Annotated in this window: 21 protein-coding genes; 13 read left to right on the plus strand and 8 right to left on the minus strand. The window is 70.5% G+C overall.

The features are described 5' to 3' along the window. Nucleotides 1-96: 96 nt before the first annotated feature. From AB0J66_RS17120 to AB0J66_RS17140, 5 genes are all read left to right on the plus strand, one after another. Nucleotides 97-495: a TOBE domain-containing protein gene (locus tag AB0J66_RS17120; RefSeq protein ID WP_364660952.1), complete on the plus strand. Its 399-nt coding sequence runs from the start codon at nucleotides 97-99 to the stop codon at nucleotides 493-495. Then, nucleotides 492-1,268 (plus strand): molybdate ABC transporter substrate-binding protein, encoded by a 777-nt coding sequence (gene modA, locus AB0J66_RS17125; RefSeq protein WP_364660954.1) that lies wholly within the window; start codon nucleotides 492-494, stop codon nucleotides 1,266-1,268. Before AB0J66_RS17120 ends, modA begins: the two co-directional genes overlap by 4 nt. After that, complete coding sequence (locus AB0J66_RS17130; protein WP_364661215.1) at nucleotides 1,265-2,047, plus strand: ABC transporter permease; 783 nt, start codon at nucleotides 1,265-1,267, stop codon at nucleotides 2,045-2,047. Before modA ends, AB0J66_RS17130 begins: the two co-directional genes overlap by 4 nt. 323 nt (nucleotides 2,048-2,370) lie before the next feature. Then, nucleotides 2,371-3,399, plus strand: a complete 1,029-nt coding sequence (locus AB0J66_RS17135) for an ABC transporter ATP-binding protein (protein ID WP_364661218.1) — start codon at nucleotides 2,371-2,373, stop codon at nucleotides 3,397-3,399. Between the two features lie 15 nt (nucleotides 3,400-3,414). Further along, nucleotides 3,415-4,611, plus strand: coding sequence for an alpha-amylase family protein (locus AB0J66_RS17140; protein ID WP_364660957.1), 1,197 nt, complete (start codon nucleotides 3,415-3,417; stop codon nucleotides 4,609-4,611). Here AB0J66_RS17140 and AB0J66_RS17145 read toward each other — a convergent pair. The 4 genes from AB0J66_RS17145 to AB0J66_RS17160 form a co-directional block, all read right to left on the minus strand. Then, nucleotides 4,583-5,218, minus strand: a complete 636-nt coding sequence (locus AB0J66_RS17145; RefSeq protein WP_364660959.1) for a hypothetical protein — start codon at nucleotides 5,216-5,218, stop codon at nucleotides 4,583-4,585. The two genes, AB0J66_RS17140 and AB0J66_RS17145, sit on opposite strands and share 29 nt — an antisense overlap. Before the next feature lie 189 nt (nucleotides 5,219-5,407). Next, on the minus strand, nucleotides 5,408-6,079 hold the full coding sequence (locus AB0J66_RS17150) for a hypothetical protein (RefSeq protein ID WP_364660962.1): 672 nt from the start codon (nucleotides 6,077-6,079) through the stop codon (nucleotides 5,408-5,410). Between the two features lie 83 nt (nucleotides 6,080-6,162). Further along, nucleotides 6,163-6,351, minus strand: a complete 189-nt coding sequence (locus AB0J66_RS17155) for a hypothetical protein (RefSeq protein ID WP_364660964.1) — start codon at nucleotides 6,349-6,351, stop codon at nucleotides 6,163-6,165. A 20-nt stretch (nucleotides 6,352-6,371) separates the two neighbouring features. Next, entirely contained in the window at nucleotides 6,372-6,905 is a 534-nt protein-coding gene (locus AB0J66_RS17160; RefSeq protein WP_364660966.1) for a helix-turn-helix domain-containing protein, read from the minus strand. A 70-nt stretch (nucleotides 6,906-6,975) separates the two neighbouring features. Between AB0J66_RS17160 and AB0J66_RS17165 the strand changes: the two genes are divergently transcribed. Both AB0J66_RS17165 and AB0J66_RS17170 read left to right on the plus strand, forming a co-directional pair. Then, a complete protein-coding gene (locus AB0J66_RS17165) occupies nucleotides 6,976-7,878 on the plus strand; it encodes an NADP-dependent oxidoreductase (RefSeq protein WP_364660968.1) in 903 nt (300 codons plus the stop codon). 37 nt (nucleotides 7,879-7,915) lie between these two features. After that, entirely contained in the window at nucleotides 7,916-8,809 is an 894-nt protein-coding gene (locus tag AB0J66_RS17170; RefSeq protein ID WP_364660971.1) for a hypothetical protein, read from the plus strand. Between the two features lie 53 nt (nucleotides 8,810-8,862). On the opposite strand, the gene AB0J66_RS17175 is transcribed toward AB0J66_RS17170, so the two are convergent. Together AB0J66_RS17175 and AB0J66_RS17180 are read right to left on the minus strand one after the other, a co-directional pair. Further along, on the minus strand, nucleotides 8,863-9,489 hold the full coding sequence (locus tag AB0J66_RS17175; RefSeq protein ID WP_364660973.1) for an adenosylcobinamide amidohydrolase: 627 nt from the start codon (nucleotides 9,487-9,489) through the stop codon (nucleotides 8,863-8,865). Continuing rightward, nucleotides 9,471-10,034, minus strand: a complete 564-nt coding sequence (locus AB0J66_RS17180) for a GNAT family protein (protein WP_364660976.1) — start codon at nucleotides 10,032-10,034, stop codon at nucleotides 9,471-9,473. The genes AB0J66_RS17175 and AB0J66_RS17180 overlap by 19 nt, the downstream gene beginning before the upstream one ends. 90 nt (nucleotides 10,035-10,124) lie before the next feature. Here AB0J66_RS17180 and AB0J66_RS17185 point away from each other — a divergent pair, with 90 nt between their 5' ends. The 3 genes from AB0J66_RS17185 (at nucleotide 10,125) to AB0J66_RS17195 (ending at nucleotide 12,415) form a co-directional block, all read left to right on the plus strand. Then, the gene (locus AB0J66_RS17185) at nucleotides 10,125-11,141 is read left to right on the plus strand and encodes a hypothetical protein (protein ID WP_364660979.1); all 1,017 of its coding nucleotides are present in this window, start codon (nucleotides 10,125-10,127) and stop codon (nucleotides 11,139-11,141) included. Nucleotides 11,142-11,236: 95 nt separating this feature from the next. Further along, a complete protein-coding gene (locus AB0J66_RS17190; protein WP_364660981.1) occupies nucleotides 11,237-11,596 on the plus strand; it encodes a hypothetical protein in 360 nt (119 codons plus the stop codon). 84 nt (nucleotides 11,597-11,680) lie between these two features. Continuing rightward, nucleotides 11,681-12,415: a hypothetical protein gene (locus AB0J66_RS17195; protein WP_364660983.1), complete on the plus strand. Its 735-nt coding sequence runs from the start codon at nucleotides 11,681-11,683 to the stop codon at nucleotides 12,413-12,415. Nucleotides 12,416-12,424: 9 nt separating this feature from the next. On the opposite strand, the gene AB0J66_RS17200 is transcribed toward AB0J66_RS17195, so the two are convergent. Both AB0J66_RS17200 and AB0J66_RS17205 read right to left on the minus strand, forming a co-directional pair. Then, nucleotides 12,425-14,071, minus strand: a complete 1,647-nt coding sequence (locus AB0J66_RS17200; protein WP_364660985.1) for a sulfatase-like hydrolase/transferase — start codon at nucleotides 14,069-14,071, stop codon at nucleotides 12,425-12,427. 61 nt (nucleotides 14,072-14,132) lie between these two features. Beyond that, nucleotides 14,133-16,310: an EAL domain-containing protein gene (locus AB0J66_RS17205; protein ID WP_364660988.1), complete on the minus strand. Its 2,178-nt coding sequence runs from the start codon at nucleotides 16,308-16,310 to the stop codon at nucleotides 14,133-14,135. 381 nt (nucleotides 16,311-16,691) lie between these two features. On the opposite strand from AB0J66_RS17205, the gene AB0J66_RS17210 reads away from it, so the two are divergent. Genes AB0J66_RS17210 through AB0J66_RS17220 form a run of 3 tightly spaced genes read left to right on the plus strand, consistent with a single transcriptional unit; the run spans nucleotide 16,692 to nucleotide 20,979 of the window. Further along, a complete protein-coding gene (locus tag AB0J66_RS17210) occupies nucleotides 16,692-17,291 on the plus strand; it encodes a TetR family transcriptional regulator (protein WP_364660991.1) in 600 nt (199 codons plus the stop codon). 2 nt (nucleotides 17,292-17,293) lie between these two features. Next, on the plus strand, nucleotides 17,294-19,030 hold the full coding sequence (locus tag AB0J66_RS17215) for an ABC transporter ATP-binding protein (protein ID WP_364660993.1): 1,737 nt from the start codon (nucleotides 17,294-17,296) through the stop codon (nucleotides 19,028-19,030). Beyond that, on the plus strand, nucleotides 19,027-20,979 hold the full coding sequence (locus AB0J66_RS17220; protein WP_364660996.1) for an ABC transporter ATP-binding protein: 1,953 nt from the start codon (nucleotides 19,027-19,029) through the stop codon (nucleotides 20,977-20,979). Before AB0J66_RS17215 ends, AB0J66_RS17220 begins: the two co-directional genes overlap by 4 nt. The last annotated feature ends 44 nt before the right edge of the window (nucleotides 20,980-21,023 follow it).

Here is a 21,023-nt window from a genome sequence, read left to right on the forward strand (position 1 = left end):
CAACATTCGCCACGGAGGAGATCCGTCGGTGTGAGCCCCGCATCTGCTAGGTCGTTCGGCTGGAGATCCTGGCATGTGCGGTCCTAGAGTGTTCTCGTGACGACGTACCGCATGGGTGAGGCCGCCGAGCTGCTCGGCGTCAGCGTCGACACCGTGCGCCGGTGGGTCGACGCCGGGCGGCTGCCGGCCGACCGCGACGAGCACGGGCACCGGTCGATCGGCGGGGCCGACCTGGCCGCGTTCGCCCGGGAGAGCGGCGACGAGCCGGACCCGGGCGCCGGTCGCTCCTCGGCCCGCAATCGGTTGAAGGGCATCGTCACCGCGATCGCCCGGGACACGGTCATGGCCCAGGTGGACATCCAGGCCGGGCCGTTCCGCGTGGTGTCGCTGATGAGCCGCGAGGCGGTCGACGAGCTGGGGCTCGAGGTGGGTTCGACGGCGATCGCCGTCATCAAGTCGACCACGGTGGTCGTGGAGCGGGGAGACGACAGATGAGACGCATACTGGCAGGCCTCGCCGCGGTTGCCGTCCTGGCCACGTCCGCCTGCGGCGACAAACCGGACAGATCTAGCCAAGCGTCGGCCGGTCGAATCAGCGGCACAGTCACCATCCTGGCTGCCGCCTCGCTCACCGAGCCCTTCAACCGGATCAGCGAGGACTTCAAGAAGGTCAACCCCCAGGTCAAGGTCACGGTGTCGTACGGAGGCAGCTCCGCCCTGGCCCAGCAGATCACCTCAGGCGCCCCGGCCGACGTCTTCGCCAGCGCCAGCCCGAAGAACATGCAGACGGTCGTGGACGCCGGCGACGCCACCGGCACCCCCGCCGTCTTCGTCAAGAACCAGCTGGTCATCGCCGTGGCCAAGGGCAATCCGTCAGCGATCGCCTCGCTGACGGACCTGACCAGGCCGGGTCTGAAGGTCGCCCTCTGCGCCGAGCAGGTGCCCTGCGGGGCGGCCGCCAAGACCGCCCTCGAGGCCGCCGGCGTCAAGCTCACCCCGGTCACCCTGGAGCAGGACGTGAAGGCGGCACTCGCCAAGGTCAAGCTGGGTGAGGTCGACGCGGCGCTGGTCTACCGCACCGGCGCCAAGGCGGCCTCGGCCGACGTCGACGGCGTCGAGTTCCCGGAGTCGGCGAAGGCGATCAACAACTACCCGATCGTGGCGCTCAAGGACGCCCCGAACCCGACGGCGGCCGCGGCGTTCGTCACCTTCGTGCAGACCGAGCCGGAGATCAAGGTGCTCACCGACGCAGGGTTCCAGAAGCCCTGAGCCGCTCCCGAGTTCCTCTCGTCCTCGCCATCCCGGCCGCAGCCGGCCTGGCCTTCCTGGTCCTGCCGCTGGCCGGGCTGCTGATCCGCGCCCCCTGGTCGACGCTCCCGGAGCGGCTGACCGAGCCCGGCATCCTGGCCGCCCTCCGGTTGTCGCTGGTAACAGCCACCATCGCCACGGCCGTGTGCCTGCTGCTGGGCGTACCGCTGGCCTGGGTCCTGGCCCGAACCGACTTCCCCGGCCGCCGGATCGTCCGCGCGCTGGTGACCGTGCCCCTGGTCCTGCCGCCGGTCGTCGGCGGGGTCGCGCTGCTGCTGGTCTTCGGCCGGCGCGGCCTGCTCGGCGGGTGGCTCGACGCGACGTTCGGCGTCAGCCTGCCGTTCACCACGGCCGGCGTGGTGCTGGCCGAGGCCTTCGTCGCCATGCCGTTCCTGGTCATCAGCGTCGAGGGCGCCCTGCACGGCGCCGACGCCCGCTACGAGGAGGCCGCGGCCACGCTCGGCGCGTCCCGCTGGACGGCCTTCCGCCGGGTGACCCTGCCCCTGATCGCCCCCGGCGTCCTGGCCGGCGGCGTGCTCTGCTGGGCCCGCGCCCTAGGCGAGTTCGGCGCCACCATCACCTTCGCCGGCAACTTCCCCGGCCGTACGCAAACCATGCCGCTGGCCGTCTACCTGGCCCTGGAACAGGACGTCAACGCCGCCATAGTCCTGAGCCTGCTCCTCCTGGTAGTCAGCATCACCATTCTCGCCACCCTCCGCGATCGGTGGGTGACCGCATGACCTCGGACCAGCCCACCCCCAACCCCACCCCGCCGGGCCCACCCACACCGAACCCCGCCACCCCGGCCCCGGCCCCGGCCCCGGCCCCGCCCAACCCTGCCGCGCCCGGCCCGGCCACGCCCGTCTCCGCCGCGCCGAACCCCACCCCCACCGCCGCTGCGCCGGACCTCGCTATACCCGGCCCCACCCCTGCGCCAGGTCCCGCCACGCCGAGCCCCGCCTCCGCCACGCCCGCGCCGGGCTCTGGTGGGCCTGGCCTCGGCCGGGATGGGCTTGGGCTGGTCGGCCTGCGCGGTGCCGTCGGAGGCTCGGCTGGTGGCGGGCTGGATGCGGATATATCCGTTGAAAGGGGGACCTTCTCGCTGCGGGTGGGGCTGACTGCTGCGCCCGGGGAAGTGGTGGCGGTCTTGGGGCCCAACGGGGCTGGGAAGAGCACGGCGCTGCGGGCGCTGGCTGGGCTGATTCCCGACTCGGGGCGGGTGGTGCTCGATGGGGTTCGGATTGACCGGGAGCCGCCGGAGAAGCGGCGGATCGGGGTGGTGTTTCAGGACTACCTGTTGTTTCCGCATTTGAGTGCGCTCGACAACGTGGCGTTCGGGCCGCGGTGCCGGCGGGTGCCGCGGCGGGAGGCGCGTGAGCAGGCGGCGGTCTGGCTTGCTCGTGTGGGGCTGTCTGACCACGTACGGCTGAAGCCCCGGCAGTTGTCCGGGGGGCAGGCGCAGCGGGTGGCGCTGGCGAGGGCGCTGGCGGCCGAGCCGAAGTTGTTGTTGCTGGATGAGCCGCTGGCGGCCCTGGACGCGCGGACGCGGCTGGATACGCGGGCTGAGCTGCGGCGTCACCTGGCGGACTTCGGTGGGGCGACGGTGCTGGTCACGCATGATCCGCTGGATGCGCTGATGCTGGCCGACCGGCTCGTGATCGTCGAGGAGGGGCGGATCGTGCAGACCGGTGACGCGGCGACGATCACCGCGCAGCCGCGGACCGACTATGTGGCCCGGCTGGTCGGGCTCAACCTCTACCGGGGGCGGGCCCGCGGTGGCACGGTCTTCCTGCCGGATGGGTTTCCGCTGGTCACGGCCGCTGCTATGGAGGACGGGGACGCGTTCGTGGCGTTCGCGCCGTCGGCGGTGGCGCTCTACGCGAGCCGGCCGGACGGCAGCCCGCGCAACACATGGGCAGGGACCGTCACGTCGGTGGCCCGGCACGGCGACGCGCTGCGGGTCGAGATCGCCGGGCCGGTCGCGGTGGCGGCCGACGTCACGCCTGCCGCGGCCGTCCATCTGGGTCTCGAACCGGGGCGGGCCGTGTGGGCGAGCGTGAAGGCGACCGAGGTGCGCTCCTACCGTGCGTAGCGGATAGTGGGGCGCATGCGCGAGTGGGTTGATCATGCGATCTGGTGGCACGTCTATCCGCTGGGCTTCGGGCGACTCGACAAGCTGCGCGGGTGGCTGGATTACGCGGTCGAGCTGGGGGTCAACGGGCTGCAGCTCGGGCCGGTCTTCACGTCCGAGTCGCACGGTTACGACACGCTCGACCACTTCGAGATCGACCCGCGGCTGGGCTCCTCGGCGGATTTCGACGCGCTGGTCGCCGACTGCCGGGCCCGGGGTTTGCGTGTGCTCCTGGATGGCGTGTTCAACCACGTCGGGCGGGGCTTCTCGGCGCCCTCGCCCGACTTCCTGCGCGGCACGGTCTTCGAGGGCCACTCCGGGCTGGTCGAGCTGAATCATGATTCGCCGGCGGTACGGGATTACGTGATCCGCGTGATGAACCACTGGCTGGATCGAGGGGCCGACGGCTGGCGGCTCGACGCGGCGTACGCCGTGCCGCCGCGTTTCTGGCAGGAAACGCTCGGTGAGGTTCGCAAGGATCACCCGTCGGCGTGGTTCGTGGGCGAGGTGATCCAGGGCGACTACGTGGGCTACCTGCGCGACAGCGGGCTCGACTCGATCACCCAGTACGAGCTGTGGAAGGCCATCTGGAGCAGCATCAACGACGGCAACTTCTATGAGCTGGCGTGGGCCCTGGACCGGCACAACAAGTTCCTCGAGAGCGGCGCGCCGCTGACCTTCGTCGGCAACCACGACGTCACGCGCATCGCCAGCAAGCTCACCGATTCGCGGCATCTGGGGCACGCCCTGGCCGTGCTCTTCACCGTCGGCGGCGTGCCGAGCATCTACTACGGCGACGAGCAGGGCTACCGCGGGGTGAAAGAGGACCGGCTGGGCGGTGACGACGAGATCCGGCCGCCCTATCCGGATTCGCCGGGCGATCTGGCCCCGTACGGCTGGCCGATCTATCACCTGCACGAGCAGCTCATCAGCGTCCGGCGGCGGCACGCGTGGCTGGCCCACGCGCACACCACCGCCACCCACCTGACGAACACGGCGGTGGCCCTGACGTCGACCGACGGCAGCCACCGGCTCGTCACGCTGCTGAACACGGGCGACGACCCGTACGGCTTCGATGTGGACCTTGAGGGCCTCCACCCGGTGGACGGCTCCTTCGACGGGACCGTGCCCGCCCACGACTGGCTCATCCTGGCGCCCGAGTCGTCCCACTGACGTAGTTGAGGCAGGTCACCCCGAACCGGGTCGGCTCCCAGGCCAAGGTCTCGTTCACGGACTCGGCGCTCTCCGTGATCATTCCCTGGCGGAACAGCGTGGCGACGAGCGGCATGATGCCGTCGGACAGGCCCGGGAGTCGCTCTTTGAGGCCGGCGCAGTGCCAGGTCTTGGCGCCTTCGGGACTTTCGTGGACGAGGACGTGCAGGACCCGCACGTGAGGGTTCTCCAGCTGCCCAAGAGCGGCCACGATCATCTGGCTGAGGTCGAGCCGAGCATCGTCGTGCAGGTTGTCGGCAACGACCCGGGCCAGGGCCTCGACCTTGCGCCGAGCCCGGGCGGCGAACGCGACCTCCAGCGCGTGGGTGACGAGATCCTCGCGGTCTTCGCTGTGGCGCGCCCATACCGCCACGGACTCCGGGGAGAGGCCGGAAATGGTGGCCAATTCGTCGGCGAAGATCTGCAGATTTCGCGCGCCACGGTCATTGCGCGCGACCAGGAGCTCGATGAGTGGGACGGAGGCGGCGCCGATGAGCGCCCCGGGGTGGCCCGCCCACGGCCAGACCGATGCCGGCGCCGAGGGCTTGAGCGCCGGCCTTTCTCGCAATCTCCGCACTCTGTCCAGCAGCCATCCTGCGATTGTGTCTACTTAAAGCAAACAGCTGAAAGCTCTTCGCATTGATAGCGGCAGTCCCGGTCGTGGCCGCGGCCGTCCGAGCGGCGGTCATCTCCCCCGCTGAGCGGCCCTTCCATGTTCGGCGTGTGGCGGCCGCGGTCGACAGCAAGTCGCCGGCCCTTAGCTCCCACCACCACAACCTCCGCCGCCGCAACCGGTTCCGCCGCAGCCGATCCCGCTGCCGCCGGTGATCAGGCCGTCGGCGGGTGGGCCGCCACCCCGGCGGTCCGGGCGCCAGCGCTTCGGGTTCTCCATGCCGGCCACGTGGCGCAGGCAGAGGGCGCCGGGCACCTCGTAGCACTCGCCCCGGCCGCCGCAGTCGGCCAGGTAGTGGCGGCCGGCCTTGATGTCGAGCTGCCGGTCGACGCGGAAGATCAGCGGGAGCATCTCGGGGCGGCAGCCCTCGTCCTGTTGAGCCAGCCGGAGTGTGTCGGCCAGGTGGCCGGTGCGGTGGGCGGCGACCGCGGTGGCAGTCAGGGCCGACTCGGGGGTGTGGGCCAGGAAGTGCCCGAAGGCTTTGTCGCAGAACTGCGCGTAGTCGCGGGCGTCGAGCACCATCGCGTTCCACAGCTCGTCGACGGCCACCGACGGCATGGACAGCCGCGCCCGGGGCCGGCGCGCGGTCAGCCGGAACCATTGGCGGATCGCATCCTCGACCAGGGCGACCCCCGCCGCGTCGAGGTCGCCGTGCTCCACGGCGAAACGATGACGGACACCGGCGGTGAACCGGTAGCCGTCCACGACGGCGAGCCGTTGAGCGGTCCGCCGATCACGCGATCGGATCCAGCTCACCCGTCCAGCCTGCGAGCCCCCGAAACCCTGGTCAATGGCCCGATCATCCGCATCCGGCACGCCGATCACATGGTGTGGCCCGGTCAGTCTCCGGTGAGGTGGGCGGCCACGCGGGAGGCGCAAGCAAGGGTGAAGTGGTGGTCGCCGCGGCACTGCGTGGGCATGGTCTCCACGACGGCGGCCAGGCCCACGCAACCGGCGAGCATGGCGGTGAGGGTGATCAGCCACCACAGGCAGCCGGGGCGGGTCTTCAGGTGCTCCGAATCAGTCATCGCAAGGACGAACGCGGGGATCAGGCCAGGGGTGACGGAGCTTTCAGGCCGGCGAGGACAAGGTCGGCCAGTTTGGTGATCAGCTGGGGTGGGCGGTTTCGCAAAGCGGCGAGGGCGACCAGGCCGGCGCGGACGTCGCCGCTGTCGACGCCGGGGCGGAGGGTGCCGGCGGCGGTGGCCCGGGCGACCAGGGTGTCGAGGGCTGCGGCATGGGCGCGGCGTTCGGGAGCGAAGGAGTTGAGCAGGGCCTCGTTGAGGGCGCGGTAGCGGATCTGGCTGTCGGCGAAGTCGAGGACCGTGGCGGCCAGGGCGCGCCACGGGTCGGGGTCGGCGAGGGCGGCTTGCACGCGGCGGGTGCAGGCCTCGACGCGGTCGGCCAGGACGGTTCTGACCAGGTCGGTGCGGGTCGGGAAGTGGCGGTAGAGGGTGGCGACGCCGATGCCGGCGCGCTGGGCGACCGAGCGCATCGGCGCGTCGAGGCCGTGGGCGGCGAAGGTGTCGCGGGCCGCCTCGACGATCTGGGAGCGGTTGGCGCGGGCGTCGGCCCGTTGCATCTGAGGCATTGTCGGCCGCTGCCCTTCTCACTTCGCCCGGTGCCGGAGGTTCCGAATTTACGGTAGCCGCATGTTCGCTGTTCAGTACGACCGCTTCGGCGGTCCCGAGGTCCTTCACCGGGGCCGGGCCGGCGCGCCACACCCGGGGGCCGGTGAGGTCCGGGTCCGCGTCCGGGCGGCGGGGGTCGCGCCGGCTGACGCCGGGCTTCGATCGGGCCGTACGCCCATGAGCGCCCGCCTGAAACTGCCGCACATCCCCGGCGTCGATGCTGCGGGTGTCGTCGACGAGATCGACGCGGGTGTAGGCGGGGTGCGGGCCGGCGACGAGGTGTTCGGCATCGTGGACATCGCCCGCCTCGGCGGGGCCACGGCCGAGTTCGCGGTCCTCCAGCTCTGGGCGCCCAAACCACCCGCCATGCCCTGGGTCCAGGCGGGCGCGGCCGGCTCCGGCGTCGAGACCGCCACCCGCGCTCTCGACCTGCTCGGCCTCCAGGAGGGGATGACGCTGCTGATCGACGGGGCCGCCGGCGGGGTCGGCAGCCTCGCCGTCCAGCTCGCCACGGCCCGCGGCGTCCGGGTCCTCGGCACGGCCCGCGCCGCCAACCACGACTTCGTGTCAGGGCTAGGAGCCACACCCTTGGTGTACGAGGAGAGGGCCACCGCCCACGCCGACCGTGCCCTGGATGTCGCCGGCGCCGGGTCGCTGCCGGAGCTGGTGAAGGTGACCGGCGACCCGGCCGCGGTGGTGACCCTGGCCGACTTCACCGCCGCCGGGCACGGCGTCCGCCTGACCATGGGCCGGCTGGCCGGCGAGCCCGACGGCGGGCACGGCCTGCCAGCCGCGGCCGAGCTGTTCGAGCAGGGCCGGTTCACCGTCCCGATCGAGGCGGCTTTCCCCTTCGCGGAGGCGGCCGCCGCTCACCGGAGCATCGAGCAAGGATCGCGCCGCGGCAAGATCGCATTGACAAACTGAGTTGTCCCGGCGATGACGCCGGGCGAGCATGGTCGGCATGGCGCGGGCTCTGCAGGGCGGGCTGCTGCCGGCGGGCACGCTGCGCCGGGCGGTCGTGGAGATCGCCTGCGACGAGTCCGGCTTCTCCGGCACCAACCTGCTCGACCCGGCCGGCCCGGTCATCACGCACGCCAGTGTCGATCTGAGCGGGGCCGAGGCGGTCGCTCTGATCGCCGAGCTGCGGGCGCGGTTCCGCTTCTCGCCGTACGAGCTCAAGTCCGGCCAGGTCCTCCGGCAGCCTCCGGCCCTGCAGTGGTTCCTGGCCGCGCTCGAGGGCCGCTCGTACGTGCACGTCGTCAACAAGGAGTTCTTCCTGGTCACCCGGATAGTCGACCTGATGCTGGGCGAGCCCTCCTACGCGGCCGGCACCCGGGTGGCCCAGCGGAACCGCCCCGCCGCCCAGGCCCTGTACGAGACCGGCCGGACAGCCGGCGACGACTGGCACGCCTTCCTCAGCGCCTTCGTCGACCTCGGCAAGAGCAAGCGCCGCCGGCCGCATCAGGCCGGCCGGCGTTTCGTGGCGGCCGGCGAGAAGCTCGGCGGCCTCGACCCGGACCAATTGCGGGCCGCGGCCGAGCGGCTCGACAGCAACGATCCCTCGGTCCCGCCACCGCTGGAGCCGCTGTTGCCGGCGCTGGCCGAGACGGTCCTGTTCTGGAGCGCCGGCCACCGCCAGGTGCTGGTGACCCACGACGAGCAGAGCGCCCTCACGGCCGGCCGTCTGGTTCGTCTGCAGAGCGCCCTGGCCGGCGCCGACAGCATCTCGCCCCTGGCCGGCCTGGTGATGGCCGACTCCCGCGACGACGCCCGCGTACAGGTGGCCGACCTCCTGGCCGGCGCCACCCGCCGCGCGGCCGAAGCCCAGCCCGGACCAGCGCTTTCGCCGGACTGAAACGAGGCCGGTCCGACGGTCCAGCGGGTCCGGCCCGTAGCCGGGCCCGCGGTCTAGTGGGTCCGGGCCGAGCCTTTACGGACCGCCTCGTAGGCGGCGCGGGCGAGCGGCGAACCCCATTGCGACCGCGGTCCGCCGTAGGCGGCGGCCGGCCCGTCCGGTGGGCAGAGGACGGTCACCGAGTCGGTGGCCGTGCCGGTCGCGTCGAAGCCGAGCGACCGGATCGCCTGCGTCTTGGCCTCGGTCACCGTGGCCACCGCGTTGACCAGCGCGCCCTCGCTGAGCCGCTGCGGCACCCAGGCCACGACGTTGACCGTCCCCACCCGGGGCGCGGGCGCTTCCGCCGAGGCGGCCTGGATCGGCGTGCCCAGCCCGACCGTGGCCCAGAGCCGCACTCCCCCGTCGGCCACGCGGACCACCTCGGCCACGTCGACCCCGGTCATCAGCCCGACGCCGCGGCCTTTCAGCCCGAGGTCATCGGCCAGCGCCGACAGGTGCACGGCCGGGTCGTCCCGGTCGTACGACATGGGCACGGTCGCGTTGAGCACCCACGACGACGAGCCGATGCCGCCACCCAGCACCGCCGACGAGACACCGAGCAGCGGCAACGGCAGTCGCCAGACCAGCGCCGGCAGGGCCTGGCCGTCCTCGTCGCGCCGGGTCAGCTCGGGCTCGTCCACGAGGGCGACTTCCACTCCGGAGCGAGGACGGCCCAGATCTGGGTGTCGTGGCGGACGCCCTTCCACGGGTAGTTGGCCCGCAGCGTCCCCTCCAGGGTCATCCCGAGCCGGCGGGCCACGTTGGAGCTGGCCACGTTGTCGGGGCGGCAGTGCCATTCGACCCGGTGCAGGCCGCGCTCGGTGAACGCCCAGTCGAGCAGCACCCCGATGGCGCGGGTGATCAGGCCGCGCCCGGTTCCGGCGGGCTCGAGCCAGCAGCCGACCTCACCCACACCCGACCCGGCGTCGAAGGACACGAACATCGCGCCGCCGACGAGCACGCCCTCGAGCCAGATGCCGTAGATGCTCGCCGCATCGGCCGCCTGCTTGTCCGCGTACCGCTGAAGTGTCTTCCGGGCCGACGGCAAGTCGGCGCTGATGCTGGCCCACGGGATCCAGGGATCGACGGTCGCCCGCGCCCGGTCCATGTGAGCGAGGAATTCCCCGGCCTGCCACGGCTGCAGAGGGCGCAACTCGGCGCCGCCGCCCAGATCGACCTTGAACACCAGAGAAGAGTAGTCGCTCGGCCACCTCCGATTGGCCGGGCGGTCATCCGGCTCCCTTTACATAGACGCGTGTCTATGAGAGGAAGAGGCATGCGCAAGGTAGCTTTCGGACTGGCCGGCGCCCTGGTGGCGATCGGCCTCGCGGCGCCCGCCGAGGCGGCGCCGTCCCGAGCCGAGGTGGCGCTGCGATGGGCGCCGATCCACTACCAGGACGTGGACGCGACGGGCGCGCACGCCCTGGGCGGAAAGTCCGACTACATCACCCGATACGACTTCGACGGGAACCTGAACGGCAGGGACAACTGGGACAACGCCGGGCAGAACACTGACGCCGCGGTCTACTACTCGGTGCTCGAGACCTCGACGCACTACTACCTGACGTACTTCTTCTTCCACCCGCGCGACTGGATCGACCACCCGCTCTTCGAGACCGAACACGAGAACGACGGCGAAGGGGTGCTCGAGGTCGTCGAGAAGGACGGCTCCACCTACGGCACGCTGCGAGCCGCGGTGACGGTCGCGCACAGCGACTTCTACTCGTACGCCCCCAGCGGCAGCACCTGGAAGAACGGCGGCGAGACGATCGACGGCACCCTGCAGCTGCAGTCGTCGCCGCACGACTCGTTCCAGCACCCGGTGACCGCGCAGGAGCGCGGCGGGCACGGCCTCAAGGCGTACCCGCAGTACACCATCGACGGCGACGGCATCGTCTACTACCCGTCGGCCACCGTCTCCGAGTCGCCCAGCAGCACCAACGACCGCGACGTGCGGTACCAGCTGATCGACATCTTCGCCGGCGGCGGCCTGTGGGCGCAGCGCGCCAACGCCGGCCTGTTCGCCTCGCTCGGCACCTTCGCCGGCGACACCACCGGCGGGTGCGGCCAGGGCACGTACGGCTGCGGCACCAACTCGGCGAACGCCCCGTGGGGCTGGGACGACGGCAACGACGTGCCGGCCCGCGGCGAGATCGCCACCGACCCGGCCAAGCTGGCCGCCGCGTACTTCACGATCCCGGGCACCCCGTCCCGGACGTACACCTACAACCCGTACTCCGGCGCCGCGGCCGCCCTGAAGGCCGCCCAGTCCCTGCCCCGGACGATCGACTAAACCCCCGCCGGGGGCGAGCGCCGGTCCCGGGCGCTCGCCCCCTCTTCGTGAGTGAAGGCCGCTTTCACCCGTCGTGTCCGACTAGCATCGGTGGTGTGGCGCTGAAGCTGAAGGTCAACAAACGGCTGATCGCCGTCCTCGCGGTGGCCGGCCTGGTGATCATCGCCCTGGTCGTGAGCCGCGGCCGCGACGGCGGCGACGGCCCGGGCGAGCTCGACTCCCCCGCCGCCCAGGCCTGCAGCGACTTCAACGCCGGCTACGCCAAGGCCCGCAGCGAAAGCACCCGCCTCGCCCTGGCCGACAAGGTCAGCGCCTCCACCATGAAAACCGGCAACGACGCCATCTCCGACGCCGCCCTCCGCGTCGGCGACGCCGCCAACGAGTCCAGCACCGAGTGGAAATCCGCCGGCGACGCCCTCCTCAAGGCCTGCCACAACGCCGGCTGGGCCAGCTAACCGCCAAGCTCGGCGACTTCCCGCGGGGCCTGCACCCACCGTGATCAGCTTATCGGCGGAGATGTGCCGCCGAGAGGGGTCATGATGAAGAACGGGACGCGCCTCGGCCTGGTCGCCATGGCAGCTGCCATGGGCCTCGCCGGTCTTACCACCGCTGGCCCCTCACAGGCGGCGTCGGTTGAGCCCGGCATCGTGGTCGACTACGCGAGCCACACAGTGCAGGTCAAGCCGAAGAGCTTCCAGCCGTTCCGGGACGTCACCTACACCGAGGTGCGCTGGATCGCGTTGAGTTCGATCACGGGCGACGCCACGGCCACTCGCGAGGTCAATACCTGCCGGCCGGACTGCGCGGCGGGCAACTACCGGCGTACGCCGGTCCAGCTCCACTTCACCACCGTCGTGGCTTCGTACGGCCGTCGCGTCTTCAGCCTCGTCCGGGTCACCGACCTCGAGACCCGTGCCACGAGCACAACCAAGCTGCCGGTGGCGGCGGTGCCGGCGAAGCCCGGCGTCGTGGTCGACTACGCGAGCGGCGTCGTGGGGATCATGCCGAAGACCTTCCGGCCGTACAAGGACGTCGTCTACACCAACGTGCGCTGGACCAGGCTGAACGCGACCACGGGCGACGCCACGGCCACCCGCGGCGTCAATACGTGCCGGCCCGACTGCGCGGCCGGCAACTACCGGCGTACGCCGGTCCGGTTGCACTTCACCGGCGTCAAGGTGGCCGGTGGTGAGCGGGTTTTCAGCCGGGCCGAGGTCACCGACGTCCGGACCGGGGAGACGTTCAGCTCTGGGCTGCCCGTCTCCCGGCGGTGACGGGGCGGCTCAGTGGGGCTCGCCCTGGGGGCTGTAGGCGGTCAGGAAGCGGTCGCGGAACTCGTTCATCGGCCAGACCGGAGCCGTGGGTGACGGCTTCAGGCCGGTGGTCCAGCCCCAGCTCGTGATGCGCTGGAGGACCTTGGGGTCCTTGGCCACGATCGAGATGGGCACGTCCTTGCTGGCGTTCGAGCCTACGACGACCGAGTTGGGCTGGTGGTCGCCGAGCATGACCAGGACCGTGTTGTCGTCGCCGTACTTCTCGACGTACGAGGTGAGGCTGTCGACCGAGTAGGCGATCGAGCCCGCGTACGCCTGCCGGACGCGCTTGGCGTCCTTGAACAGGCTTTGCGGGCTCTCCGTGTTCGTGACCATCGAGTTGTAGATCGAGCCGTCGCCGACCTGGTCCCACGGCAGCGTCTTCGGCACCGGCGTCCACGGGGTGTGGCTCGAGGTCAGGGTGACCTCCATCAGCAGCGGCGGCCGCTTGGCCTTGCCGTGCTCGTACGCCTGGACCTGCTTCATCACGAACTGGTCGGGCATCGTCGACCAGCTCAGCGACGGGCCGTGGTAGCCGAGGGTGTGCGAGTCGTAGACCTGGTCGTAGCCGTAGAAGTCGCCCTCCGGCCAGGCGTAGGTGACGCCGGGCTCGAAGCCGACCGCGCGGTGCCCTGAGCGTTTGAACGCGCTGGTCAGGGTGAGCCGGTCGCTGGACACGAGGCTGCGGTAGCGGTTCTGGTTGTCGATCCACAGGCCGGACAGGAACGTCGAGTGGGCCAGCCAGCTGCCGCCGCCGAACGTGGGCGAGGTCAGGAAGCCGCTCTGCGCGCTGAATCCGGCTTTCTTCAACGAAGCGTCGTCGGCCGCCAGCTGATCGAGGACGGGCTGGTTGAACGAGGGGTTCTCCACCGCGTCCCGGCCGTAGCTCTCGACGAAGCCGATGATCACGTCCTTGCCCCGCAGCGCGCCCAGCAGCTGGTCCTGGGGCATGGCCCGGAACGCGTCGACCTGCACCTCCTTCTCGAAGGCCTTGCGGTCGGCGATGTCCTTGGGCACGGCCAGCACGGTGTCGCGGGCCAGCTCGGAGGCGCTCGTGGAGGCGACCGGGATGCCGCCGACAAGCTGGAAGCTCAGGGCCGCGAGGGCCAGCCAGGCGGCGGCCGCGGTCCCGACGACGATCCTCGTGGGGAGCACGTTCGCGGCCAGGACGCGGCTGAGTCTCCGTACGGCCAGGGTCATCAGGACCAGCGCACCCAGGGCGACCACCACCGCGACCGCCGCGACGCCGAAGGCGCCGCCGGAACCGATCGAATCCTCCAGGAAGTGGTAGCCGTCGGAGAACAGCACCCAGTCGAGGACCGGGTCGAACTGGCGGGCCAGCACGGCGAAGAAGCCGATGTCGATGATCTTCAGGATGGTCAGGATGCCGAGGACCACGCCGAGCGCGGTGGCGGTGATCCGCCGGGCCCGCTCGGGCAGGACCAGCAGCACGGCGATCGCGACCAGGGCCTCGATCGGCACCCGCAGCAGCGCGGTGCCCCAGAAGTTGCCCGGTGGAAGCCGGGTGATCTGGTCCGGGAGCACCAGGGCGAGAAAGACGAGAAGGGCGGCGAACACAGTGAGCGCTGTGCCGCCGACCCGGCGCGCGTACTTCATGGGGATCCTTACCGCCGTAACGTACCTGCTCTCCGGTACACGGCGGTTGAGCCACAACGGTTCAAGCGGCCAGGTCAGCCGCCCGGGTGAGCAGGGACACGATCTCGCCGGCGCCGGCCGGGCGGCCGAACAGATAGCCCTGGCCGTGGTCGATGCCGAGCTTGCGCAGCGTGGCCCACTGGGCGTCGGTCTCGATCCCCTCGGCCACGGTCTTCATCTTCAGCGCCTGCCCGAGCCCGGCCACCGCGTCCACCAGGGCTACGTCGTCGGCGTCCACGTCCACCTCGTCCACGAACGTCTTGTCGATCTTGATGACGTCGACCGGGAGCTGCTTCAGGTAGCTCAGCGACGAATACCCCGTGCCGAAGTCGTCGATGGCCAGCCGGACACCCAGCTCACGCAGCGCGTGCAGGGTCTGCTTGGCGCTTTCGATGTCGGCCATCAGCATCGACTCGGTGATCTCCAGGGTGAGGCTGGCCGCGTCCAGGCCGGCGTCGGCCAGCGCGCTCGCCACGTCGTCGACCAGACCCTCGTACTGGAACTGCCGGGCGCTGAGGTTCACGTTGACGTGCAGGCCGGCCGCCTCCGGGGAGGCCGCACGCCAGCTCGCCAGCTGCGCGCAGGCCTGCCGCAGCACCCACCGGCCCAGCGGCACGATCAGGCCGTTCGCCTCGGCGTCGGCGATGAAGTGGTACGGGCCGAGCAGGCCGTCCCGCGGATGCTGCCAGCGCACCAGCGCCTCCACCGAGGTCAGCCGCTGCGTCTGCATGTCGACCACCGGCTGGTACAGCACGACGAACTCCTCGTGCTCCAGCGCGTGCTCGATGTCGGCCCGCAGCTGGGCCTCCTCCAGCACGGACAGGGTCATCGTCGGGTCGAACACCGCGAACCCGTTGCGCCCGGCCCGCTTGGCCGCGTACATGGCCAGATCGGCATTGCCGAGCAACTGCTCGGCGTCGGTCCCCTCCGCCGCGCTCGCGATGCCGACACTCAAGGAGCAGGTCACATCACGACTGCCCAGACGTACGGGTTCCCGCACGGCCCCCAGAAGCCGCTCGGCCAGCGGGGCCGCATCGCCCGCACGGACATCGCGCAGCAGAATGGCGAACTCGTCCCCACCCAGCCGGGCCAGCAGGTCGTCCGGCCGCACGTGCCGGCGCAACCGGTCGGCGATCGTGCTCAGCAGCTCGTCACCCGCGCTGTGCCCCAGGTTGTCGTTGACCAGCTTGAAATCGTCCAGGTCGAGCAGCAGCACGGTCACCGGCAGCCCCTCGCCCACGGCCTCCTCCAGCCGCTCCCGGAACTTCGCCCGGTTCGGCATGCCGGTCAGCGAGTCGGTGTACGCCTGCCGGCTGAGCTGCCGCTCCAGCTCCCGCCGGGCGCTGATGTCGCGCAGGCTGACCACGACCGCCTGCAGATCCGGGCTGTTGATCCAGTTGGTGGCGATGATGTCGACGTCCACCCCGCCGAACTGCGCCTCGGTCCGCCTGCTCTGCCCGGTCGGCAGCCCCTCCACCTCGGCGAAGAACGCCTGCGCGTGCAGCCGCCGATCAGCCGACATGACCTCGTCCAGCCGGCGGCCCATCAGATCGCCCGCCTTGTGCCCGAGAAGCTGCTCGACCGACGGGCTGACGTACTTGAGCCGCCCGTCCCGCCCGATCGCCAGCACCGCGTCGGCCGAGGCGTTCAGCAGCGTCTCCGACCGGCGCTCGGCCGCCTGCCGCCGCCCGTCGAACCGCCGCCGGCTCTGCGCGCCGATCGCGGTCAGGCCGACCAGGCAGGCCATCATGGCGATGAGCAGAAGGGTCGTGCCGGCATCAGCGTGGCCCCTCGTCGGCAACAGGCTCGCGTAGCCGACGACGGCGACCACGCCCAGCCAGATCACCACCTTCGGTGACCAGAGCGCCATCCCGGAGATCAGCAGGAGAACCGCGGCGGGAACGTAGAGCAGCCACCCGGCCGGGTCGGCCCATCCGAAAAGCAGGAGCACCGGCAGCTCGGCGAACCACCAGAGCAGCAACCGGCCCCGCTTACGGTCGTCCCGCGCGATCCGGGCCCAGGGCACCCAGAACGCCGCCGTCTGCACCGCCACGGCAACCGCGACCGGGATCAGCCACCACCGATCCTCCGGCGCCCAGGCCAGAGCAATCCGAAGCCCACCGATAGCAGTGACCACGACCGCGATCCCAGCACCGATGCGCAGCTGCCGCGCCCAGTACTCAGCCGTGTGGTCATCCATCCCGATCCGTCGCACGGCCGCACCGATCGTCCAACCCCCCGGCAACCTGAGAGAAACCTTCGCGGCTTCACGCACCGCGCCCCCTCCAGAGCCTGGTATCGGTCGCTCCATCCGAACCGCACTGCCAGCCGGGGTGCCGTGACGGACATCCACTCGCTTTTGGTGTCGGGGTCGATGTAGCCCGCCTGCTCAAGAGCGATAGCACAGCGTTCCGACGCTGCCGCTGGTCATGACCTCCACCCTTCCCCTGAATCACCATCCGATCGGGTGATTCAGTCGACGCCGCGCGCCTGCCGGACGCCATGCCCGGCCGTCTGCTCCTCGGCTGACCCATGACAAATGTCAGTGGATGAGTGAGTGCTCGCTCAGTAAGGTGGCGGCGTGGAAGGACGGCGACGACGGGTGCCGGCGCTGGCGCCGGAGGAGAGACGGGCCGCGTTGATCGCGGCGACCATTCCGTTGCTGCATGAGCACGGGGTGGATGTGAGCACCCGGCAGATCGCTCAGGCGGCGGGGGTGGCCGAGGGGACGATCTTCGGGGTCTTCGAGACGAAGACGTCACTGGTCGTGTGTTCGGTGATCAAGGCGCTGGATCCGGAGCCGACGGTGGCCGCGCTGGGGGCCATCGACCCGGCGGCGCCGTTGCGGGAGCGGCTGGCGGTCGCGGCTGATCTGGTGCATGTGCGGTTCGCCAAGAACGCGCAACTGATGACGGCGGCGCGCAAGCTCGTGATCGCGGCGCAGGATCCCGACACCGTCAAGCGGATGACGGCGGGGCGGGAGGCGTTGCACGAGGCGATCGTGGCGGTCATCGGGGCGGACGCCGACCGGCTGCGCAAGCCGGCGGGGACCGTCGCGACCCTGCTTCTGATGTTCTGCGGGGCCAACACGTTCGGGCCGTTCGGCGACCCGGCCAACTTCAGCGGGGCGGAGACGGTTTCGCTCCTGCTCGACGGATTACTCACACGGGGGGCGCAGTAGTAGTGCTGATCCAACTGCTTCGCGGCCACTTACGGCCGTACAAGGGCGCCATCGGGCTGGTGGTGCTGTTCCAGTTCGTACAGACCCTGGCGACTCTTTATCTTCCGACCCTGAACGCCGACATCATCGACAACGGCGTGGTCAAGGGCGACACCGGCTATGTGATGCGCATCGGCGGGTGGATGCTGCTGGTGACGCTGGCGCAGATCACCGCGCAGATCGTCGCGGTCTACTTCGGGGCCCGTACGGCGATGGCCGTGGGCCGCGACGTGCGGGCGTCGATCTTCGGGCGGGTGCAGGAGTTCTCGGCCCGCGAGGTCGGGCAGTTCGGCGCGCCGTCGCTGATCACGCGGACCACCAATGACGTGCAGCAGATCCAGATGCTGGTGCTGCTGACCTTCACCCTGATGGTGTCGGCGCCGATCATGTGCGTGGGCGGCATCGTGCTGGCCCTCAAGCAGGACGTGCCGCTGTCGGCCATGCTGCTGGTGATCGTGCCGGTCCTGGTCTGCGTGGTCGCGCTGATCATCGTGCGGATGCGGCCGCTGTTCCGCTCGATGCAGAAGAAGATCGACCGGGTCAACACCGTGATGCGCGAGCAGATCACGGGCATCCGGGTGATCCGCGCGTTCGTCCGCGACGAGCGCGAGCGGGACCGCTACGAGACCTCCAACGACGAGCTGACCGACGTGTCGCTCAAGGCCGGCAAGCTGATGGCGCTGATGTTCCCGACCGTCATGCTGATCGTGAACCTGTCCAGCGTGGCCGTGCTGTGGTTCGGCGGGCACCGGATCGACTCGGGCTCGATGCAGGTCGGCGCGCTGACCGCGTTCCTCAGTTACCTCATGCAGATCCTGATGTCGATCATGATGGCGACCTTCATGTTCGTCATGATTCCGCGGGCCGAGGTGTGCGCTGAGCGGATCGAGGAGGTGCTGGGCACCGAGTCGAGCGTGAAGCTGCCGGCCCAGCCGGTCACCGAGCTCAGCCGGCACGGCTATCTGGAGCTGGAGAACGTCGACTTCCACTACCCGGGGGCGGAGGCGGCCGTGCTCAGCGGTGTCGCCCTGACCGCCCGGCCGCGCGAGGTCACGGCGGTCATCGGCAGCACCGGCAGCGGCAAGACGACCCTGCTCAACCTGGTGCCGCGGCTGTTCGACGCCACCGGCGGGCGGGTACTGGTCGACGGGGTCGACGTCCGCGACCTGGACGCGGCGCTGCTGGCCAAGACGGTGGGCCTCGTGCCGCAGAAGCCCTATCTGTTCTCCGGCACGATCGGATCCAACCTGCGGTACGGCAACCCGGACGCGACCGACGAGCAGTTGTGGGAGGCCCTGGAGGTCGCGCAGGCCCGCGACTTCGTCGAGCGGATGGAGGGCGGCCTGGACGCGCCGATCGCGCAGGGCGGCACGAACGTCTCCGGCGGGCAGCGGCAGCGCCTGGCCATCGCCCGCGTGCTGGTCCACCGGCCGGAGATCTACCTGTTCGACGACTCGTTCTCGGCGCTCGACTACGCCACCGACGCGGCGCTACGGGCCGCGCTGACCGATCACATCGCCGACGCCACGGTGGTGATCGTGGCCCAGCGGGTCAGCACCATCCGGGACGCCGACCGGATCATCGTGCTCGACGACGGCCGGGTCGTCGGGACGGGCACCCATGCCGAACTCATGGACACCAACGCTACGTACAGGGAAATTGTCTTGTCCCAGCTCACTGAGCAGGAGGCCGCCGCATGACCGCGCCCGTCAGAAGGCCTCCCATGGGTGGGCCGCCGGCGGCCCGGATGATGGCGGCCGGTGGGCCGCCGGAGAAGCTGCAGGACTTCAAGGGCTCGACCAAGCGCCTGCTCGGCCTGCTCAAACCGCAGCGCGCCCTGGTCGGCCTGGTGCTGCTGTTCGGCGCGTGCAGCGTCGTGCTCTCCGTGCTCGGCCCGTACCTGCTGGGCAAGGGCACCGACATCATCTTCGCCGGCTTCATCGGCCAGTCGATCCCCGGCGACGTCACCAAGGAGCAGGCCATCGCGGCCATGCGGGCCCGGGGCGAGAACACCCAGGCCGACCTGCTCTCCGCGATCAACTTCGTGCCCGGCCAGGGCATCGACTTCGACAAGCTGTTCCACCTGCTGACCTGGGTCGCCGTCCTGTACGTGGTGGCCTGGCTGTTCGGCGTCCTCCAGGGCCGGATCACCGCCCACGTCGTACAGACCGCCGTCTATCGCCTGCGCAACCAGGTCGAGGCCAAGCTGGCCCGGCTGCCCCTGTCGTACTTCGACCAGCAGCCGCGCGGTGAGGTGCTCAGCCGGGCCACCAACGACACCGACAACATCGCGCAGACCCTTCAGCAGACGTTCGCCCAGCTCGTGACCGCGCTGCTGATGGTCGTCGGCGTCCTCGCGGCGATGTTCTGGATCTCCTGGATGCTGGCGCTGATCGCGCTGATCACCGTGCCGGTGTCGATCCTGGTCACCACCCGGATCGGCAAGCGCTCGCAGCCGAACTTCGTCGCCCAGTGGGCCACCACCGGTCGCCTCAACGGCCACATCGAGGAGATGTTCACCGGGCACTCGCTGGTCAAGGTGTTCGGCCGCGAGGACGAGGCCCGGGAGACCTTCGAGGAGCACAACAACAAGCTGTACGCGTCCTCGTTCAAGGCGCAGTTCATGTCGGGGCTGATCCAGCCGGCCATGATGTTCATCAGCAACCTGAACTACGTGCTGGTGGCGGTCGTCGGCGGCCTGCGGGTGGCGTCCGGCGCGCTGACTTTGGGCGAGGTCCAGGCCTTCATCCAGTACTCACGCCAGTTCAGCCAGCCGCTCACCCAGATCGCCAGCATGGCCAACCTCGTACAGTCGGGCGTGGCCTCCGCCGAGCGGGTCTTCGCGCTGCTCGACGCGCCCGAGCAGACCCCCGACCCGGCGCCGGTCGACCTGGGCCGGGTGCGCGGGGAGATCGCCTTCGAGAAGGTCTCGTTCCGCTACCTGCCGGACAAGCCCCTGATCGAGGAGCTTTCCCTGGCTGTACGCCCGGGGCAGACGGTCGCCATCGTCGGCCCCACCGGGGCCGGCAAGACGACGCTGGTGAACCTGCTCATGCGGTTCTACGACGTGACATCGGGGCGGATCACGCTCGACGGCGTGGACATCGCCACCATGCCCCGCGAGCAACTCCGCGAGCACATGGGCATGGTCCTGCAGGACACGTGGCTGTTCGGCGGCACCATCGCCGAGAACATCGCCTACGGAGCCGACTCGTTCGACATGGACTCAGTACGCGAGGCGGCCGAGGCGGCCCACGTCGACGCGTTCGTCAAGATGCTGCCCGACGGCTACGACACGGTGATCGACGAGGAGGGCTCGAACGTCAGCGCCGGCCAGAAACAGCTGATCACGATCGCCCGCGCCTTCCTGGCCGAGCCCAGCATCCTGATCCTGGACGAGGCCACCAGCTCGGTCGACACCCGCACCGAGGTGCTGATCCAGCGGGCCATGGCCACCCTGCGCGAGGGCCGGACCAGCTTCGTCATCGCCCACCGCCTGTCGACCATCCGCGACGCCGACGTGATCCTGGTGATGGAGAACGGCGCCATCGTCGAACAGGGCACCCACGACGAACTGATCGCGGCCGACGGGGCTTACGCCCGGTTGTACTCGGCCCAGTTCGCCCAGGCCGTCGCCGAAGTGGATTAGCAAGACGGGGGCGGCCGATCGGCCGCCCCCGTCTTTCTACCGCT

Origin of the sequence: Actinoplanes sp. NPDC049598, from assembly GCF_040675435.1 — a bacterium.
Lineage (GTDB): Bacteria > Actinomycetota > Actinomycetes > Mycobacteriales > Micromonosporaceae > Actinoplanes.